Origin of the sequence: Synechococcus sp. ATX 2A4 (genome assembly GCF_024346375.1) — a bacterium.
In the GTDB taxonomy this organism is placed as follows: domain Bacteria; phylum Cyanobacteriota; class Cyanobacteriia; order PCC-6307; family Cyanobiaceae; genus MW101C3.
Window position 1 is genome coordinate 1 of record NZ_JAGQCV010000020.1, and the last position, 15673, is coordinate 15673.

The 15673-nt window shown below is 67.3% G+C and carries 15 protein-coding genes; 8 read left to right on the forward strand and 7 right to left on the reverse strand.

What is annotated here, in order from left to right:
* Positions 1–604 precede the first annotated feature (604 nt).
* Together KBY97_RS14105 and KBY97_RS14110 are read left to right on the forward strand one after the other, a co-directional pair.
* Positions 605–946, forward strand: coding sequence for a hypothetical protein (locus KBY97_RS14105; RefSeq protein WP_255147891.1), 342 nt, complete (start codon positions 605–607; stop codon positions 944–946).
* A gap of 31 nt (positions 947–977) precedes the next feature.
* Entirely contained in the window at positions 978–1406 is a 429-nt protein-coding gene (locus tag KBY97_RS14110; protein ID WP_255147892.1) for a hypothetical protein, read from the forward strand.
* 12 nt (positions 1407–1418) lie between these two features.
* Here KBY97_RS14110 and KBY97_RS14115 read toward each other — a convergent pair whose 3' ends face one another.
* Positions 1419–2384: an aspartoacylase gene (locus KBY97_RS14115; protein WP_255147893.1), complete on the reverse strand. Its 966-nt coding sequence runs from the start codon at positions 2382–2384 to the stop codon at positions 1419–1421.
* Between the two features lie 86 nt (positions 2385–2470).
* Between KBY97_RS14115 and KBY97_RS14120 the strand changes: the two genes are divergently transcribed.
* From KBY97_RS14120 to KBY97_RS14135, 4 genes are all read left to right on the forward strand, one after another.
* The gene (locus KBY97_RS14120) at positions 2471–3439 is read left to right on the forward strand and encodes a glutathione S-transferase C-terminal domain-containing protein (protein ID WP_255147894.1); all 969 of its coding nucleotides are present in this window, start codon (positions 2471–2473) and stop codon (positions 3437–3439) included.
* Positions 3436–4098 (forward strand): DUF2301 domain-containing membrane protein, encoded by a 663-nt coding sequence (locus KBY97_RS14125; RefSeq protein ID WP_255147895.1) that lies wholly within the window; start codon positions 3436–3438, stop codon positions 4096–4098. The genes KBY97_RS14120 and KBY97_RS14125 overlap by 4 nt, the downstream gene beginning before the upstream one ends.
* Entirely contained in the window at positions 4095–6080 is a 1986-nt protein-coding gene (locus KBY97_RS14130) for an ABC-F family ATP-binding cassette domain-containing protein (RefSeq protein WP_255147896.1), read from the forward strand. Before KBY97_RS14125 ends, KBY97_RS14130 begins: the two co-directional genes overlap by 4 nt.
* A gap of 146 nt (positions 6081–6226) precedes the next feature.
* Complete coding sequence (locus KBY97_RS14135; RefSeq protein WP_255147898.1) at positions 6227–6445, forward strand: Calvin cycle protein CP12; 219 nt, start codon at positions 6227–6229, stop codon at positions 6443–6445.
* Here the strand turns inward: KBY97_RS14135 and cgtA are convergent.
* On the reverse strand, positions 6433–7452 hold the full coding sequence (gene cgtA, locus KBY97_RS14140) for an Obg family GTPase CgtA (RefSeq protein ID WP_255147899.1): 1020 nt from the start codon (positions 7450–7452) through the stop codon (positions 6433–6435). The genes KBY97_RS14135 and cgtA overlap by 13 nt on opposite strands.
* A gap of 64 nt (positions 7453–7516) precedes the next feature.
* On the opposite strand from cgtA, the gene KBY97_RS14145 reads away from it, so the two are divergent.
* Complete coding sequence (locus KBY97_RS14145; RefSeq protein ID WP_315857175.1) at positions 7517–8764, forward strand: ABC transporter ATP-binding protein; 1248 nt, start codon at positions 7517–7519, stop codon at positions 8762–8764.
* A 16-nt stretch (positions 8765–8780) separates the two neighbouring features.
* Here KBY97_RS14145 and KBY97_RS14150 read toward each other — a convergent pair whose 3' ends face one another.
* Entirely contained in the window at positions 8781–9053 is a 273-nt protein-coding gene (locus tag KBY97_RS14150) for a hypothetical protein (protein WP_255147901.1), read from the reverse strand.
* Positions 9054–10374: 1321 nt separating this feature from the next.
* Here KBY97_RS14150 and KBY97_RS14155 point away from each other — a divergent pair.
* Positions 10375–10932: a hypothetical protein gene (locus tag KBY97_RS14155; protein ID WP_255147902.1), complete on the forward strand. Its 558-nt coding sequence runs from the start codon at positions 10375–10377 to the stop codon at positions 10930–10932.
* Between the two features lie 515 nt (positions 10933–11447).
* Here KBY97_RS14155 and KBY97_RS14160 read toward each other — a convergent pair.
* The 4 genes from KBY97_RS14160 to hemB all read right to left on the reverse strand — a co-directional run bounded on the left by KBY97_RS14160 (position 11448) and on the right by hemB (position 15628).
* Complete coding sequence (locus KBY97_RS14160; protein ID WP_255147904.1) at positions 11448–13844, reverse strand: endonuclease MutS2; 2397 nt, start codon at positions 13842–13844, stop codon at positions 11448–11450.
* The gene (locus KBY97_RS14165; protein WP_255147905.1) at positions 13841–14323 is read right to left on the reverse strand and encodes a VOC family protein; all 483 of its coding nucleotides are present in this window, start codon (positions 14321–14323) and stop codon (positions 13841–13843) included. The genes KBY97_RS14160 and KBY97_RS14165 overlap by 4 nt, the downstream gene beginning before the upstream one ends.
* A 61-nt stretch (positions 14324–14384) precedes the next feature.
* A complete protein-coding gene (locus KBY97_RS14170) occupies positions 14385–14645 on the reverse strand; it encodes a hypothetical protein (RefSeq protein WP_255147906.1) in 261 nt (86 codons plus the stop codon).
* Complete coding sequence (hemB, locus tag KBY97_RS14175) at positions 14627–15628, reverse strand: porphobilinogen synthase (RefSeq protein WP_255147907.1); 1002 nt, start codon at positions 15626–15628, stop codon at positions 14627–14629. Before hemB ends, KBY97_RS14170 begins: the two co-directional genes overlap by 19 nt.
* Positions 15629–15673: the final 45 nt, after the last annotated feature.

Here is a 15673-nt window from a genome sequence, read left to right on the forward strand (position 1 = left end):
GGGGTCGGTTAAGTAAGGCGAGATGCGCCGGGGGAAACGTCCCCACCGCAGGCCGGAGCCTTTCGCCTGAGGCAATGTAACAGGACATTGCGGGATGTGTGGGGCGCTTAAGGTTTGCCTCCGATTTGGGGCTGCAGAGGGTCCGATGTCCAGCAGGGCCTCTGACGGGGCTGGCACGCCATGGACAGGAGCTGAGGGAGGCGCCGCTGGAGGCCGGCTAAAGCCGATGTGGTCCGCGGCAGGGCGCCTTGGCTGACCTGGTCAATGGCCGGCAAGCCTTGCCAGCACTGGCGAAGTGGTGCAGCAGCAGCCCTGCAGTGCCCCGGGACAGACGCGGGGCTGGGGTCATGGATCGATCACATGGCTTTCGGGTCACCGGGCAGCGGGCTTAAGGTTTTCTTTGTATTCCCGGCCACCTGCACCCATGGTTCTGATCTGCTGGGACTTGCACGGAAACCGTTGCACCGAAACGGTTCCCGTCCACCAAGCCCGCCATCGCCGCCTGCAGCTAGAGCAGCAAGGCGCCGTCGTGTATTGGAGCGAGCGACTGGCCAACGGCTAGTCCGATTGCTAGGAGTGCATGGACCTGACTCCGCTTCGAGCGATGTCGTTGCCTGCACCGTCAAAACCGGCCCTCACGGTGCTCGCCTTGGGGGTCGCCGCCGTTGGCCTGGCCAGCTGCCTCAAAACGGCCGAGCAGCCGCCGGACAAGACTCCTGAACGGCTGAACCGCGTGGAGCTCAGGCTCCAGCAGCTGGAGCAACGGCTGGCGGCTCCAGCCCGCACCAATTCTGCCGATCCTGCAGGGAACCCTCCCGCTGGCGTTGTGAAGTCGCTCACCTTCCGCATGGGTAGCCAAGACGACCGGCTCAGGATTTACTGGGCTGATGGCACCAGCACCGACCTTCCGTGCACCAAGGAACAAGGCACCTGGGCCTGCGGTTGATCTCCGGCGCTTTTGCCACGCTCTTTCCCTGATGCGATTTTCCCCTGTGCTCCTGGGCGCCAGCCTGCTGCTGGCCGCCTCTGCTGCCTTTGGCCAGACCACCGATCCATACAACACCTTTCCCTTCACCCGCCAGCGCGCCACCAACCTGGCCCGCATGCAAGCTGAGCGGCTCAACGGCGGCCTAAGCGTTTATCGCCCTGACGCCTGCATGTACAACCGTGCCGCCGAAGGCTGCCTGATTGATGCGGATGCCGAGGGCTATACCTTCCGTTTCCTGGGAGGCCCTCCCGGCTGGCAGGTGCTGGGCCTGCCCCCCACCACGGAAACCGAGCTGAGGATTTCGGCCGATGGTCGCCAGGTGCTGAGCGTGCTCTACAACGGCGCACCCCGCCCGACCACCTCCCCCCAGGCGGTTCCGCTGCAGCCGGCCACCCCCGGCGCCCCGGCCCCTCTCTGAGCGCGCCTGGCTTCAACAGGGTGCTGTGAGTTCCAAGGCCAGTTGGCGCAGGGCCTCCCCCCACTGCTGGCTGCTGGGCCAGCGTTCGCGGGTGGTGAGGCTGAGGGCAATGCCCTTCTCGCCATAGGCCGCTTCGTTGATGAACACCGGCCAGGCGCAATCGCCCGCCGCCATGGCGGCGCCGAATTTTCCGGCCGCTTCTGCCTCGAACCACACGGTGGACCCATCAGCGCCTTGAAACAGCGGATCGCCAAGCCGCAGCGGTTGCCAGTCGCGATGTTGGCGGTGGGGATGCAGGCAGCAGGCCGGTCGGCCATCCGAATGACGGGGCAGGTCGAGGCTGCACTGGTGGAGATGCACGGTGAGCGCCACCGGTAGTCGCAAGGAGCCGTCACGGGCCGCCGCCAGGGTGGCCAGTGCCGCCTCCACAGCGAGTGCCGTCTGGTGGCAGATGGTGGCGGTGATCACCCCCTGCGGCACCGGACCCACCTCGATCACCACACCACAGGGCCAGCGCTCCACCAGAAAGCCGCTCTGGGCGGGGTCGCCCTCATGCAGGTAGATCGGCAGCCCCAGCTGCGCCTGGATGCCGGCGGCCAGGGCCAGATCGGCGGGACGGCGCCCGTAGAGCACCAAAGAGTTGCCCATTGCCGCCGTGGTGCTGTGCAGATCAACCACCACGGCGCAGGGAGTTGTTCCTTGGGGCCCGAAGTCGGCCAGCAGCTGGCGCGCCCGCAGCAGCTCCCGGGAGCTGCGCCGGGAGTCCGCCAGGGCACCCAGACCGAAGCAGCGGTTGAGGTCGTGATCGAGGTAGCGCACCCCTGCCGCCAAGGCCGCGGGATTGCCCACCGCCAGCTCCACCGCCAAACCGGCGCGGTTGAGGTGGGCGGGGTGGCGACCCCAGTGCTCCAGCAGCCAGGGGGCATTGCGTTCGTTGCCGTGGGTTCCACCCACCACCAGCACGTTGCCTGCAGCCATCTGCGCCCGTCCCTGCGAACACCTGCGCCACAGGCTGGCAGGGGATGCCGGCCAGGCCAGAGTCAGAGCACCTGCCCGTGTTCGAAATGGCCGTTCCTCCGCCCGTGGTGGCCAGCGTCCGCGCGGCCTGGCGCTGGCAATGGCAGCAGCTGATGGGTGGCTTGGGCCCCGCCGACGCCGAGGGCAACTACTGCCGTCCCGCCGGGGCCTTCACCGTGCTGCCGCCCCTGCCAGCCACGGCCGGCACCAGCGCAGGCCACGTGTTGATCGTGGGCCGCAGCTGCCCATGGGCCCATCGCGCCTGGTTGGTGTGGACCCTGCGCCAGCTGCAATCAACGATCGATCTGGTGGTGGTGGAGCCAGATCCCGGCGCTGGCCGCTGGCAGTTCAACCCACCGTTCGAAGGGGCCCAGGCCCTGGCCGACCTCTACCGCAGCTGCGGGGCTCCAGCGGCCGCGCCGGCCTCGGTGCCGGTGCTCTACGACCGCGCCGAGCGCCGCATTGTGGTGAATGAAAGCGCGCGGCTGATCGAGCTGCTCAACCGCTGGCCGGCGCCCCACGGGGTGCCCGACCTGGAACCTGCCGATCAGAGCGAGCGCCTCGCTGCCTGGCGCCAGCGCCTGCAGGGAGAGGTCAATGACGGGGTGTACCGCTGCGGCTTCGCCCGCAACCAGGCGGCTTACAACCGCGCTGAGTCGGCCCTGTTCGAGGCCCTCGAGGCCGCCGAGGCGGAGCTGCAGGCCGCTGGGCCCTGGCTTTGTGGCACCGCACCCAGCCTCGCCGACGTGGTGCTGTTCCCCACCTTGATTCGCCTGGAGCTGGTGTACGCCCCCCTGTTCGGCTGCAGCCGCCGGCCGCTCTGGCAATTCCCGGCCCTGTGGCGCTGGCGGGCCCGCTTCCATGGGATCGAAGGGGTGGCCGCCACCTGCTTCCCCCAGGCGTGGCGGCAGGATTACTTCGGCGCCCTGTTTCCGCTCCACCCCTCCGGCATCATCCCGGCCGGCCCCGACCTGACCACACTGGTGAATGCTTCTCCCCTTGAGATGATGCGATGACCGCCCGATCGATCGATCCAAGCGCCAGCAGAGATCCGGTGTTCGAGGGCGTCTACGGACCGTTCACGATCACGGCCGAGGACCGGCGTGAGGTGCTCGGCTACCGCCTCGCCCTGCTCACGCTGGCGATCGCGGAGCTGGCATTGCTGTGGCAGTGGCACCGCTTCGGCGGAGCCTGGTCGTGGCCATGGCTGGCCCTGATGGCGGCAGGGCTGGGGCTGGCGCTGCAGTGGATTCACATCTACCTGCGGCCCCTGCACCGGGCCCTGCAACTGTTCTGGCTGCTGGGCAGCGCCGGTGGCCTGCTGCTGGCGCTGCGGGTGGGCCCCGGCGCCATGCTCGACACCCTGGCGGCCGATCCCCGCTGGATCTGGGCGATCGGCCCCTTCTTCGCCGCCCAGGCCGGCATCGGCTTCAAGGAGTTCTTCTGCTTTCAACGCCCGGAGGCGGTCGGTGTGACCCTGCTGCTGCCCGTGGCCCTGCTGGGCCGGCTCAGCGGCCTGCTGGATCCCGCGCAGACCTTCGGGTTACTGCTGCTGCAGGCGGCCCTGCTGCTGGTGCTGTGCCTGCGCAAGTTCCCGATGGCGGCGCAGGCCGATGTGGGCGACAAGAGCGTGTTCGCCCATCTCGAGGCCCAGGCGCAGGGCGTCAACCGATGAGCCTGATCAGCCTGGTGGGGGTCGCCAAGGACTTCGGCATCAAGACCCTCTTCCGCGACCTCACCCTGCACGTGGGCGAGCGCGATCGGCTCGGGCTGATCGGCCCGAACGGCGCCGGCAAGTCGACCCTGCTCAAGGTGCTCGCCGGGGTGGAGCCGGCGGGGGAGGGGGTGCGTCGCTGCTCATCCCGTCTCAATGTGGTGCTGGTGGACCAGGACCCCACGCTCGATGCGCAGCGGACGGTGCTGGAGCAGGTGTTCGCCGGCAGTGGCGAGAAGATGGAGTTGCTGCGTCGTTTCACAGCGGTGAGCGAGGCGCTGGCGGAGTCGTCCGCTGCCCACCACGACGCCCTGCTGGCGGAGCTGGGCGATCTGCAGAGCCGCATGGACCATTGCCAGGCCTGGGGGCTGGAGCAGCAGTGCCGCGAGGTGCTCGACCGGCTCGGCATCCGCGACACCCAGCGCAAGGTGGGGGAGCTCTCGGGGGGCTTCCGCAAGCGGCTGGCCCTGGCGTCTGCGCTGGTGGCCGAACCGGACGTGCTGCTGCTGGACGAACCCACCAACCACCTGGATGCGGACTGCATCGAGTGGCTGCAGAACCACCTCGACCGCTTCCGCGGCGCCCTGGTGTTGGTCACCCACGACCGCTACGTGCTCGACCGGGTCACCCGCCGCATCGTGGAGGTGGACAGGGGCGAAGCCCGCACCTACGAGGGCAACTACGCCAGCTACCTGCAGATCAAGGCGGGCGAAGAGGCCGCCGAAGCGGCCAGCGCCGCCAAGTTCAAGGGAGCGCTGCGGCGCGAACTGGAGTGGCTGCAACGGGGACCCCAGGCCCGCAGCACCAAGCAAAAGGCCCGCATCCAGCGGATCGAGGCGATGCAGGAGGCCCCGGTGCGCGCCGGCAAGGACCAGCTCAGCCTGGCCACCGCCAGTCGGCGCCTGGGCAAGCGGGCCATCACGGCGGAGCATCTCAGTGTGTGGGCGCCGCAGGGCCCGGCCGGGGCCGGGGTGCCCCCCATCCCCAGCGGAACGCCGCTGCTGCGCGACTTCAGCTACGACTTCAGCCCGGAAGACCGGGTGGGCATCATCGGCCCGAACGGCTCCGGCAAATCCACCCTGCTCGACCTGATCGCCGGGCGGCGCCAGGCCCAGCAGGGGCGCCTGGAGCTGGGCAGCACCGTGCAGCTGGCCTACTTCGACCAGCAGACCGACGACCTGTTTGCCGGCAAGGGCATGGAGCGCAAGGTGATCGATTTCGTGCAGGAGGCGGCCAGCCGGATCGATCTGGGCGGTGTGCAGGTGAGTGCCTCCCAGCTGCTGGAGCGCTTCCTGTTTCCCCCCGCCCAGCAACACAGCCCGATCGGCAAGCTCTCCGGAGGAGAGCGGCGGCGGCTGTGCCTCTGCCGGCTGCTGATTCAGGCGCCCAACGTGCTGCTGCTCGATGAGCCCACCAACGACCTGGACGTGCACACCCTCACGGTGTTGGAAGACTTCCTCGAAGATTTCCGCGGTTGTGTCGTGGTGGTGTCCCACGACCGCTATTTCCTCGATCGCACCGTGGACCGGCTGTTCTGCTTTGAGGGCGGTGTGCTGCGGCGCTTCGAGGGCAACTACAGCGCCTACCTGGCCCAGGCCGCCCAGGCCGCGCCGAAAGCTGCCCTTGCAGCTGCCCCGGCGCCCGCGGCCGCCACGCTGACCATCGACGCAGCGGCAGCGGTCACACCCACCAAGGCAACGGGCGAACGCGGCGCCCAGAAGCCCCGCCGACGCAGCTACCGGGAAAGCCGCGAGCTGACCGATCTGGAGCAGAAGCTGCCAGGCTGGGAAGAGCTCCGCAGCAGGCTCGAGGCGGAGCTGGCCGGCGGCGGCCAGGGCGACTACGCCAAGCTCGAAGCGCTCACCGAAGAGCTGGCCGCGCTGGCGGAACGCATCCACGCCGGTGAGGAGCGCTGGCTGGAACTCAGTGATCTGCCGGCCTGAGGCCAAGGCAGAACCCCCTGCCGGCACTGGCATCTGCCCCATGCCCGTGGGGGGTTGATGAGCTTGAGCCCACACAGCGCGGCGAAGGCGACGCGCGACCCGTAGGGTGGACTGGAAAAATTCGGTTGCCGCAGGTCGGCCGTCTTATGACTTCCATCGACGAGCACATCCTCAAGGACCAGATTGAGATCGAAACCGCCAAGGCCACGGGCAACGAGGGCAAGGTGCGCCACCTTGAGGAAGAGCTCAAGTCTTTGCAGGAATACAAAACTCATCACCCCGAGGACAATCACGACCCCAACTCCCTTGAGGTCTACTGCGATCTGAACCCGGAAGCGCCCGAGTGCCGCGTCTACGACGACTGAGCCAGAAGGGCCTGTTCGCTGCGGTCGAGTTCTTTCCAGACCGCTTCCAGCAATCCATCAAGTCCCTGACGCGTTGCCCCGGAGATGGCCAGGACCTCCCGGGGCCAACGCTCTTTGAGTGCATCTGAAGCCGCCGACAGCGCGTCTTCATCCAGCAGTTCCACCTTGTTGATGGCCAGCAGCCGGGGGCGATCGGCCAGCCCGTGGCCGTAGGCCACCAACTCCGCTTCCACCACCGCCAGGTCGTGGGCCACATCCGCGCTGGAGCCATCCACAAGGTGCACCAGCAGGCGGGTGCGCTCGATGTGGCGCAGGAAGTCGTGGCCAAGCCCCGCGCCTTGGGCGGCGCCGGCGATCAGTCCGGGGATATCGGCGAACACCGTGCCATCCCCACTGGGTTTGCGCACCACACCAAGATTGGGGATCAAGGTGGTGAACGGGTAATCGGCGATCTTCGGTTTGGCGGCCGAAAGCACACTGATGAGGGTGCTCTTGCCCGCATTGGGCAGCCCGATGATGCCCACCTCAGCGAGCAGCTTGAGTTCAAGCTGCAGCTGCCGCTCTTCCCCCTCCTTGCCCTCGGTGAATTTCTCTGGAGCCCGGTTGCGGTTGCTCAGGTAGTGGGCGTTGCCAAGCCCGCCGCGGCCACCGGCCGCCACCCGCAGGCGATCACCGGGTTCGATCAGGTCGCCGAGCAGGGCTTCGGTCTCGGGGTCGCGCACTTCGGTGCCGCAGGGCACCCGCACCACCAGATCCTCCCCACCGGCACCCGAGCAGCGGTTCGGGCCGCCCCGCCGGCCCTCCGGGGCCGCAAACAGCCGCTTGTACTTGAAGTCGAGCAGGGTCTGCAGGTTGGCGTCAGCCTGCAGCCACACCGTTCCACCATGGCCGCCATCACCACCGGAGGGGCCACCAGCGGGCACATATTTTTCCCGACGAAACGCGACGATGCCGTCGCCGCCCCGGCCGCCCTGGACCGCAATACGGGCTTGATCGATGAACTGCAAGGAATCCCTTAACGAAGGCCGAACCTGAGGCCAACCCTAGGATCGGCCGGTCAGAGGCTCCGTCTTGGCAGAGGTTCGCTTCCAGCAGGTCAGCAAAACATTTCCGCCACGGCGCGGCGGCGCGCCCGTGCAGGTGCTGCGCCAGCTCGACCTTGAGGTGCCCGATGGCGAATTCCTGGTGCTGGTGGGCCCCTCTGGCTGTGGCAAGAGCACCCTGCTGCGCATCCTGGCGGGCCTGGAAACCCCCACCGACGGCGACGTGCTGGTGGGCGGCAGGCCGGTGAGCGGCCTGCGTCCGGCTCAACGGGATGTGGCGATGGTGTTTCAGAGCTACGCGCTCTACCCGCACCTGAGCGTGGCCGACAACATCGGCTTCGGGCTGCGGCGCAGCCGGCCCCGCAGCGTGCCGCAACAGCTGCAGGACAGCCTGCACCGCTGCAGCCGCGGGCTGCCCGCGCCCTTTCACGTGCCCTCAAAGCGGGAGCAACGCATCGACGCCCGCATCGCCGGAGTGGCCGAGGAGCTTGGCCTCACAGCGCTGCTCGACCGGCGCCCCAAGGAGTTGTCCGGCGGCCAGAAGCAGCGGGTGGCCCTGGGGCGGGCGATCGCGCGGGAGCCCGCTGTGTTCCTGATGGATGAGCCGCTCAGCAACCTCGACGCCAAGCTGCGCACCGGCACCCGCGCCCAGATCGTGGCACTGCAGAAGCGGCTGGGCACCACCACGCTCTACGTGACGCACGACCAGGTGGAGGCGATGACGATGGGACATCGCATCGCCGTGCTCAACGCCGGCCGGCTGCAGCAGCTGGGTACGCCGATGGAGCTCTACGCCTGGCCTTCAAATCTGTTCGTGGCCCAGTTCATCGGCAGCCCACCGATGAACCTGCTGCCGGTGCAGGCCGCAGGTGGCGATCAGATTCAGCTCGATGCCCGTCGCTTCCTGGTGGAAGGGCCGATGGCGGCCGCCTTGGCCGCCCATGCCGCCGGTGAGGCTGCGGCGCCGCTCACCGGCGGGCTGCGGCCGGAACATCTGCGGCTGGCACCGGCCACCAACCGCAACCTGGCCGGCGAGGTGACCCATGTGGAGGCGCTCGGCAATGAACTGCTGATCAGCGCCCGGCTGCTGGAAGGCGGCCATCTGGTGCAGTTACGCGCGGATCCCTCCCAGCGGGTGGTGCCGGGGCAGCGCATCCACCTGGACGTGGATCCCAGCGGCTGGCGGCTGTTTGATGCCGCCGGGGAGGCGTTGGCGCTGCCGGTTCCACCAGCTGCGGCGTTGAAGGCTGAACCCCAACTTCCCACACTTTCTTAGGTGTGCATCGGATCAATCAAAATGCCTGGAGGAACAAAGCCAAGATCTGCGCGCCGGATGCTGGCCCTAAATGATGCCAGCGACCGATGGATGTCGTGCGTAGCGGCTGACGAGCCTGACTGTGGCTAAGGGTGATTGGAATTCGTTGATTGCGCTCCGGATGCAGCACGCCTTCCTGCATGGGCAACGCCATGGCCTCCAGGCAGATGCGCAGGCTCTTGTCCGGCTGGGTCAGCAGTGATTCGTAACCGATGATGCGATGGTTGAGCCGAAGCCGCTCCAGCGCCAAGCTGGTCCGTTCCACGTGCGTGCTGACGAGAGCCCCTAACGGGACCCAGGCTGCTCACCCAGCCCATGGCGGCATTGGGGCGGTTCGCTGCCATGCTCAGGCAGAGCGCCAGGTCCCGTGGATCACGCCGCAGGTGCAGATACACCGATCCCTGCAGGACCTGGGCGATTGAGGGGAGCCACATCCAGCTGATCAGTGATTTGTCCACGATCCAATGCGCCTGGTCGGCAGCGAGCCGCCTGGCCGGTTGCAGGTAAATCTTGCGAAACGCGGAAAGGCGATGGGCACTGAGGCAGTCGAGCTGTTGGCCCCCTGCACCCGGCTGACCCAACGCCTGAGAGAGCAGAGGTACACCCTGCAACTCGCCAATGCCGCACACGGATGGATGGCCATCGAGCAATCTGCTCCTGAAGGGGGGCCAGAAAAGCCTTCAGATCAAAGGCTGGGGCAGTGGCGCACTGCACATGCTGAGCCAGGGACCGGGCCTGGCGATAGCGACCCAGCTGCTCCAACAGTTTCACCGCATCAAATCCGGCCATGCGCCTCAACGGGCCAGGCAAGCGTCCCTCAGGCGTTGCGACCCCGCCCGGCTGGCTTTGCAGCAAGTGGGCCAAAGCATGGGGTCGCCGGAGTGATGACAGGCATCGGCCAGGAACGGGCAGGCCACCGAGCCGATGGAATCCTGCCGTTCCGCCAAGGGCTGGAGCAGCGTCAGCGCCTGCTGCAACTGTCCCAATTGAAACCACACATAGCCTGGATGAGGCGGAAGCGAGCTGTGCGCCCCAGAACCTTCTCTATGGCATCCACACGCTCATGAAAGCGCAGAAGAGCGTGGGCGGAGGCAAGGCATTCAGCCTGTTCAAGCAGCGCTTGCGGGTTTGTCGGAGTGGCCGCCAATCCCGGGCGGGCGGGCTGTCGAGAGCCCACTCCCTTCGCAAAAGATTTGATTACTTCAGCTGGTTGGGCATGGCGTTAAGCGAAACCCCATCCCTCTGCTGAGCCCTCCTTAGGGCCTGGTAACACCGAATTCTAAGCCCGCCCAGGCCCACAAGGCGGTTCGTTGCATCGCAAAGGGCAGAAGAAAGGCACCAGCCAGGCCAGAAGAAGGCCTGGTGCCGCGCCACGAACTGGAGGCCGACTCCAGCTGCCCAGCTGCAGCCCTCCGCCGCGCTAACCGCTCACACCCAAGCGCGCCGAGGCAAGGGCTCATCGATGGGACACTTGCAAGACTGTCACCCTCTCCTGAGGGGTCACGCATCAGGCGAACAAAATAAGGAAAGTTTATTTACCTAAAATGAGAGCGCTGAAAGCGGCCACCACCTTGGGGCTGGCCCTTGCCGTAACCGCTCTCGCCCATCGCCCCGCACAAGCCCTTCAGTTCGGCTTCGCCGGGGTTTATGACCCGGCCAATTGGACCTTTGAAACCGGCTTAGGTGATGGCTCCGTCAACACCACTGGTGCTCCTAATTCAATTGTGTTAACTGGAAGCAATAATGATGTTGAAGATATTTTTACCATCTTCACAATTGCCGCGCCCGCCTCAGGACCCGTCACTTTTGACTGGAGCTTCATTAACAATGACGGACCTGATTTCGAGATTTTTGGGTATTTATTGAATGGCAATTTTCAATTTATTGCAGCCGATGACGGGTCTGCAGGCGCCACAACCTTTGGCGTTGTTGCTGGTGATGTCTTTGGCTTCAGTATCGACTCTACTGATGGGTGTTGCGGTGAAGGCATAGCTACCATTTCCAATTTCTCCGCACCGGTTCCAGGGCCACTGCCGATGCTCGGAGCTGCGGCCGCATTCAGCTGGAGCCGTCCTCTGAGGCGGCGCGTTGCTTCTGCGAAAACCATGGCAACGATGGATCAGGTTTGAGGGTGATTGGCTTTCTGCAGCCTCTAAAGGGAGTCTCCGCGTAGCCAGGTCGTTGATCGCTGGCTACTCATTCCCAGTGCCTTCATCCCTCCTGCCCGGGAGGGTTGTGCTGATCAGCTTCACGGCAGTGGTTTCATTCAGGCCCCACGCCAATCACTGGGCCGGTTCTGCTCTCTGCCAGCTTTCCGGAGGCATGCCCCAACATCCACTACAAGCATCCGGCCATCCACCTGGCGGGGGAATCAGGCACCAGCCTCGAGGGTTGTTGATGGGCTGGACTGGAGTGCCCTTCGCCGCTTGAAAGCTGGCCCGTGAGCCCCAGCTCTTAAACGGGAAAGCGTGCAGAAACCCTCAATGCCGCCTCTCGCCGAACCGAGGCCCTTGCCAGCGCTTGGCCGCCAGCCAGCTGCGCGGCATCCGCCAGCGGCTGGACAGGGTTGCACGCGGCCCCAGCAGCAGATCCCTCCCGAAGACGCCTGCAAACGCGGGTGGAGTCCCTGAACAGAATGGTGACGTCAAGCCACCCACACCACACTGCAGCCGGGGCCACCATCGCCCTGCTCCGCATCGCTCACCCGCTCCACGTAGGGCACGGTGTCGAGCCACTGGCGCAGGCCGCGCTTGAGCTTGCCGCTGCCGATGCCGTGGATCACCCACACCGGCCCTTCCGCTGAACGCAACCGTTCCTCCACCGCCGCCTCCGCTTCATGCACCCGCAGGCCGCGCACATCCACGGTGTTGCGCTGGGTGCGCACCTGGGCGCTGCCGCCGCTGCGGCCTGGCTGGCGGCGCACCTGCACCACGGGCGGCTCCGGTGGAGCGGGCTTTTCGCCGCTGAGGGATTCCACCCCGTTGAGCGGCACGGTGAGCCGCAGCACGCCGCAGCGCACCGAGAGCTCCTGGCCATCGGCAGCAATCTCCAGCACTTCCGCCGCCTTGCCGAGCGACAGCACGCGAATCCTCTCCCCCATCGACGGCTGCCAGCCGCGGTGCTGGCGCCGTTCCGGCTGGGGCTGATGGTCCTGCTGCAGGCGCTTGAGCCGTTGTCCGGCCTGACGCGCCTCCTCCCCATCGGTGTCGCCCTGGCGCAGGCGGCGGATGATGCGGCGCACTTCCCGCTGGCCATCGCGAATCGATTGCTCCAGCTGGCGGCGCCGCTGCTCCTGCAGTTCCACCGACTGCTCCTGCTGGTGCTGCCAGCGCTGCAGCAGCTCCTCATGCAGCAATTCGGTGCGCACCAGCAGCACAGCCGCCTCTTCGGCGGCCTCCTGCTGGCGGCGACGCTGATCCTCCAGGCCGCGGATCACCTGGTTCAGCTCTCCTTCCCCCTTCGGCGCCAGCAGGGCGGTGGCCCCCTCAATCACGGCCGGCTCCAGGCCAAGGCGGCTGGCGATGGCCAGGGCGTTGCTGCGGCCGGGGATGCCCCATTGCAGCTGATAGGTGGGCGATAGGGTTTCGACGTCGAAGCCCACCGAGGCATTCTCAAAGCGGGCGTCGTTGTATTTGAGCGCCTTCAGCTCGCCGAAGTGGGTGGTGGCGATCGTGAGGCGGGCGCAGCCGGCGAGATGGCGCAACAGGGCGATCGCCAGGGAGGTGCCCTCGGTGGGGTCGGTGCCGGCACCCACTTCATCGAGCAGCACCAGGGAGGCGCCGTCCGGCGTGGCCGGCGGCGGCAGCGCTTCGATGATGCGGGCGATGCGGCGCACGTGGCCGCTGAAGGTGGAGAGGTTCTGCTGCAGCGATTGCTCATCGCCGATGTCGGCCAAGACGCGACCACACCAGGGCAGCCGCGGTGTGCCGCGACAGGGCAGGAACAGGCCCGCGCGTGCCATCAGCGCCGCCAGGCCCACACTCTTGAGCGTGACCGTTTTGCCGCCGGTGTTCGGGCCGGTGATCGCCACCACCCGCAGGTCGCTGCCCACGGTGACCGTGACCGGCACCACCGTTCTGCCGCCCTTGCGCCGCTCCTGCCAGAGGAGCAGCGGATGGCAGAGATCCACGAGCTGGAAGGGGGCTTCGGCAACGGCAGACAGCTCGGGGCGCACCGCGCCGAGCTCCTGGCCGTAGCGGGCACGGGCGACGGCGCCATCGAGCTGCACCAGCACCGAGTGCAGGGCGTGGAGGGCGTCGGCGTCCGCCGCCACCAGGCCGCTGAGCTCCGCCAGCACCTGCTGCTCGAGGTCGCGCTCCTCCCCTTCCAGCTCGCGCAGGCGGTTGCCCAGGGCGATCACCGCCTGGGGCTCGATGAACACGGTGTTGCCGGACGCGGAGCTGTCGTGCACCAGGCCGCTGAGCTGGGAGGCCGCGCCCGCCTTCACCGCCAGCACCGGCCGGCCGTTGCGTTCGGCGATCACGTTGTCCTGGAGCAGGGGAGCGAAACGCCGCATCAGCTCCTGCAGCCGCTCACGCCGCTGCTGGCGCAGGGCGGAAAGCTGCAGCCGCAGCGCGGCCAGCGCCGGACTGGCGCGGTCGGCCACGCGGCCGCCCTCCTCGATGCAGAAGCGCAGGCGCTGCTCCAGCTCCGGCAGCGTGCGCAGGTTCTGCACCAAGGCGCTGGTGACGGGCCGCAGGTCCTCGTCGTCGATCTGGCGGCGCAGGCGACGGCCGGCCGCCAGGGTGGTGGCCACCTCCAGCAGGGCCTCACCGGAGGCGGTGCCCCCCTTGCTGCAGTGCTGCAGGGTGCCACCGAGATCGGCGACGCCCTGAAAGCTCAGCCCCCCCTCGAGCACACCATCGAGGCCCAGCAACTCCGTGGTTTCACAGAGCAGGCGCTCGCTCTCGGCGCAGCTGGCGGCCGGCACCAGGGAGCGGCAGTGGCGGACGCCGGCGCGCGTGCTGGCGAAGCTGGCCAGGTGCTCCGCCAGGCGAGGCCACTCCAGCAGGTCAAGGGCTTCCGCCTCGATCGGGTTCAAGCCAGCCCCTGCACCTGTCCCGCTAGGGCAGCGGCTCCGGTGGCTCCGGCGCCGGCCATGGCGGCTGCGGAGCCAGCAGGCAGAGTCGCAGCGATCGGCTCCTCGCCCTGGTTGGAAGGGATGCCTGTGGGAGGCTCGTAGAGCATCTCCAGCCAGTTGCCTTCCGAATCCTGGAGGTAAAAGGAAGCGGTGCCGTCACGGTGATCATGCACCGGGCCCACCGGATGGCCCGCGGCGCCCAGCTCGCCGTGCACCACATCCACCTCGGCGCGCTCACTGAAGTGAAAGGCGAAGTGGGGCCCGGCGGCGGTGTAGGCCGGGCTCAGCAGGGCCACGCCATCGCCACCGTCGGGGGCCTGCAGATAGGACCAGTCGTCGGCTTCCCAGGTGAGGCGCAGGCCGAGGGCCTGATAAAAGGCCTTGGCGCGGGCCATGTCCTGCACCCGCAGGGCCACATGGCCCAGTCTTCGCACCGGCATCGGCAGTGTCCTGGTCGTGGCTCCATTCTGAGCCGCCGCAGGCACCGCGGTGGGGCAGGGCTCAGCGGCGCTCGGCAAGCAACAGCGATACCCGGCAGACACAGCCGATCGAGAAGCAAATGGCGGCACTGCCCAGCAGGCCCCAGCCGGAGGCCTGAAGGTTGAAATCCTCCAGGGCGAGCAAGCGCAGGGCGAGCAGTATGAGCAGCACCGCCACCAGCCAGGGGGCCAGCACCCAGACCATCAACGGCCGGGGCCGCCGCCGCCCCTGATCAGCGGGGCGAGATGCCACCGGCCCGGGGGTCACCGTTCGCTCAGCCATCGGGCCGCATCGCAGGCGTGGTAGGTGAGGATCAGGTCGGCTCCGGCGCGCTTGAAGCAGAGCAGCGTTTCGAGCACCACGGCGCGCTCATCAATCCAGCCGCGCTGGGCCGCCGCCTTCACCATGGCGTACTCGCCACTCACGTTGTAAGCCGCGATCGGCAGTTCCGATTCCTCGCGCAGGCGATAAATGATGTCGAGGTAAGCGAGGCCCGGCTTGACCATCAGGATGTCGGCCCCTTCCTGCTCATCAAGCAGAGCTTCGGTGAGCGCCTCGCGGCCGTTCGCCGGATCCATCTGATACGTGGACTTGTCTTTGGGGATCGGCTTGTTTCCCACCGGACGCGGGGCGGAATCCAGCGCCTCCCGGAAAGGACCGTAGTAAGCGGAGGCGTACTTGGCGGTGTAACTGATGATGCCGATGTGCTCGAAGCCTTCTTCATCGAGCGCTTCCCGGATCGCTCCCACCCGGCCATCCATCATGTCGCTGGGGCCGATCAGATCGGCGCCGGCGCGGGCCTGAGCGACAGCTTGGCGGCACAGCTGAGCCACGGTTTCGTCGTTCAGCACCACACCTTCGCTGTTGACGATGCCGTCGTGGCCGTCGCAGGAATAGGGATCAAGGGCAACGTCGGTCATGATCGCCATGGCCGGGTGTTCCTGTTTCAGGCGGCGAATGGCGCGGGGAATCAGCCCGCCCTCGTTGAAGCATTCAGCGCCATCTTCCGTTTTGAGGCCGTCGGCCACCTTGGGGAAGAGCACCACACAGCGGATGCCCAGATCCCAGGCGCGGCCCACTTCTTCCACGAGCCCTTCCAGGCTCCAGCGCTGGCAGCCGGGCATGGCCTCGATCGGCTCGTTGCTGGCCCCTTCGTGCACAAACAGGGGATAGATGAAATCGGCGGGGTCGAGCTGAAACTCGCGCACCATCGCTCGAAGCGCCGGGGTGCGGCGCAGCCGGCGGGGACGATAGGTGAGTTCCATGCGGGCAGGCCTGCTGGCCGGATCCTACGGATCGGCGATCCCCGC

What these genes read in the sequence shown, in the direction of transcription:
- KBY97_RS14105 (WP_255147891.1), top strand. Translation starts at nt 605, where the DNA reads ATGTCGTTGCCTGCACCGTCAAAACCGGCCCTCACGGTGCTCGCCTTG.
- KBY97_RS14110 (WP_255147892.1), top strand. Translation starts at nt 978, where the DNA reads ATGCGATTTTCCCCTGTGCTCCTGGGCGCCAGCCTGCTGCTGGCCGCC.
- KBY97_RS14115 (WP_255147893.1), bottom strand. Translation starts at nt 2,384, where the DNA reads ATGGCTGCAGGCAACGTGCTGGTGGTGGGTGGAACCCACGGCAACGAA.
- KBY97_RS14120 (WP_255147894.1), top strand. Translation starts at nt 2,471, where the DNA reads ATGGCCGTTCCTCCGCCCGTGGTGGCCAGCGTCCGCGCGGCCTGGCGC.
- KBY97_RS14125 (WP_255147895.1), top strand. Translation starts at nt 3,436, where the DNA reads ATGACCGCCCGATCGATCGATCCAAGCGCCAGCAGAGATCCGGTGTTC.
- KBY97_RS14130 (WP_255147896.1), top strand. Translation starts at nt 4,095, where the DNA reads ATGAGCCTGATCAGCCTGGTGGGGGTCGCCAAGGACTTCGGCATCAAG.
- KBY97_RS14135 (WP_255147898.1), top strand. Translation starts at nt 6,227, where the DNA reads ATGACTTCCATCGACGAGCACATCCTCAAGGACCAGATTGAGATCGAA.
- KBY97_RS14165 (WP_255147905.1), bottom strand. Translation starts at nt 14,323, where the DNA reads ATGCCGGTGCGAAGACTGGGCCATGTGGCCCTGCGGGTGCAGGACATG.
- KBY97_RS14170 (WP_255147906.1), bottom strand. Translation starts at nt 14,645, where the DNA reads ATGGCTGAGCGAACGGTGACCCCCGGGCCGGTGGCATCTCGCCCCGCT.
- hemB (WP_255147907.1), bottom strand. Translation starts at nt 15,628, where the DNA reads ATGGAACTCACCTATCGTCCCCGCCGGCTGCGCCGCACCCCGGCGCTT.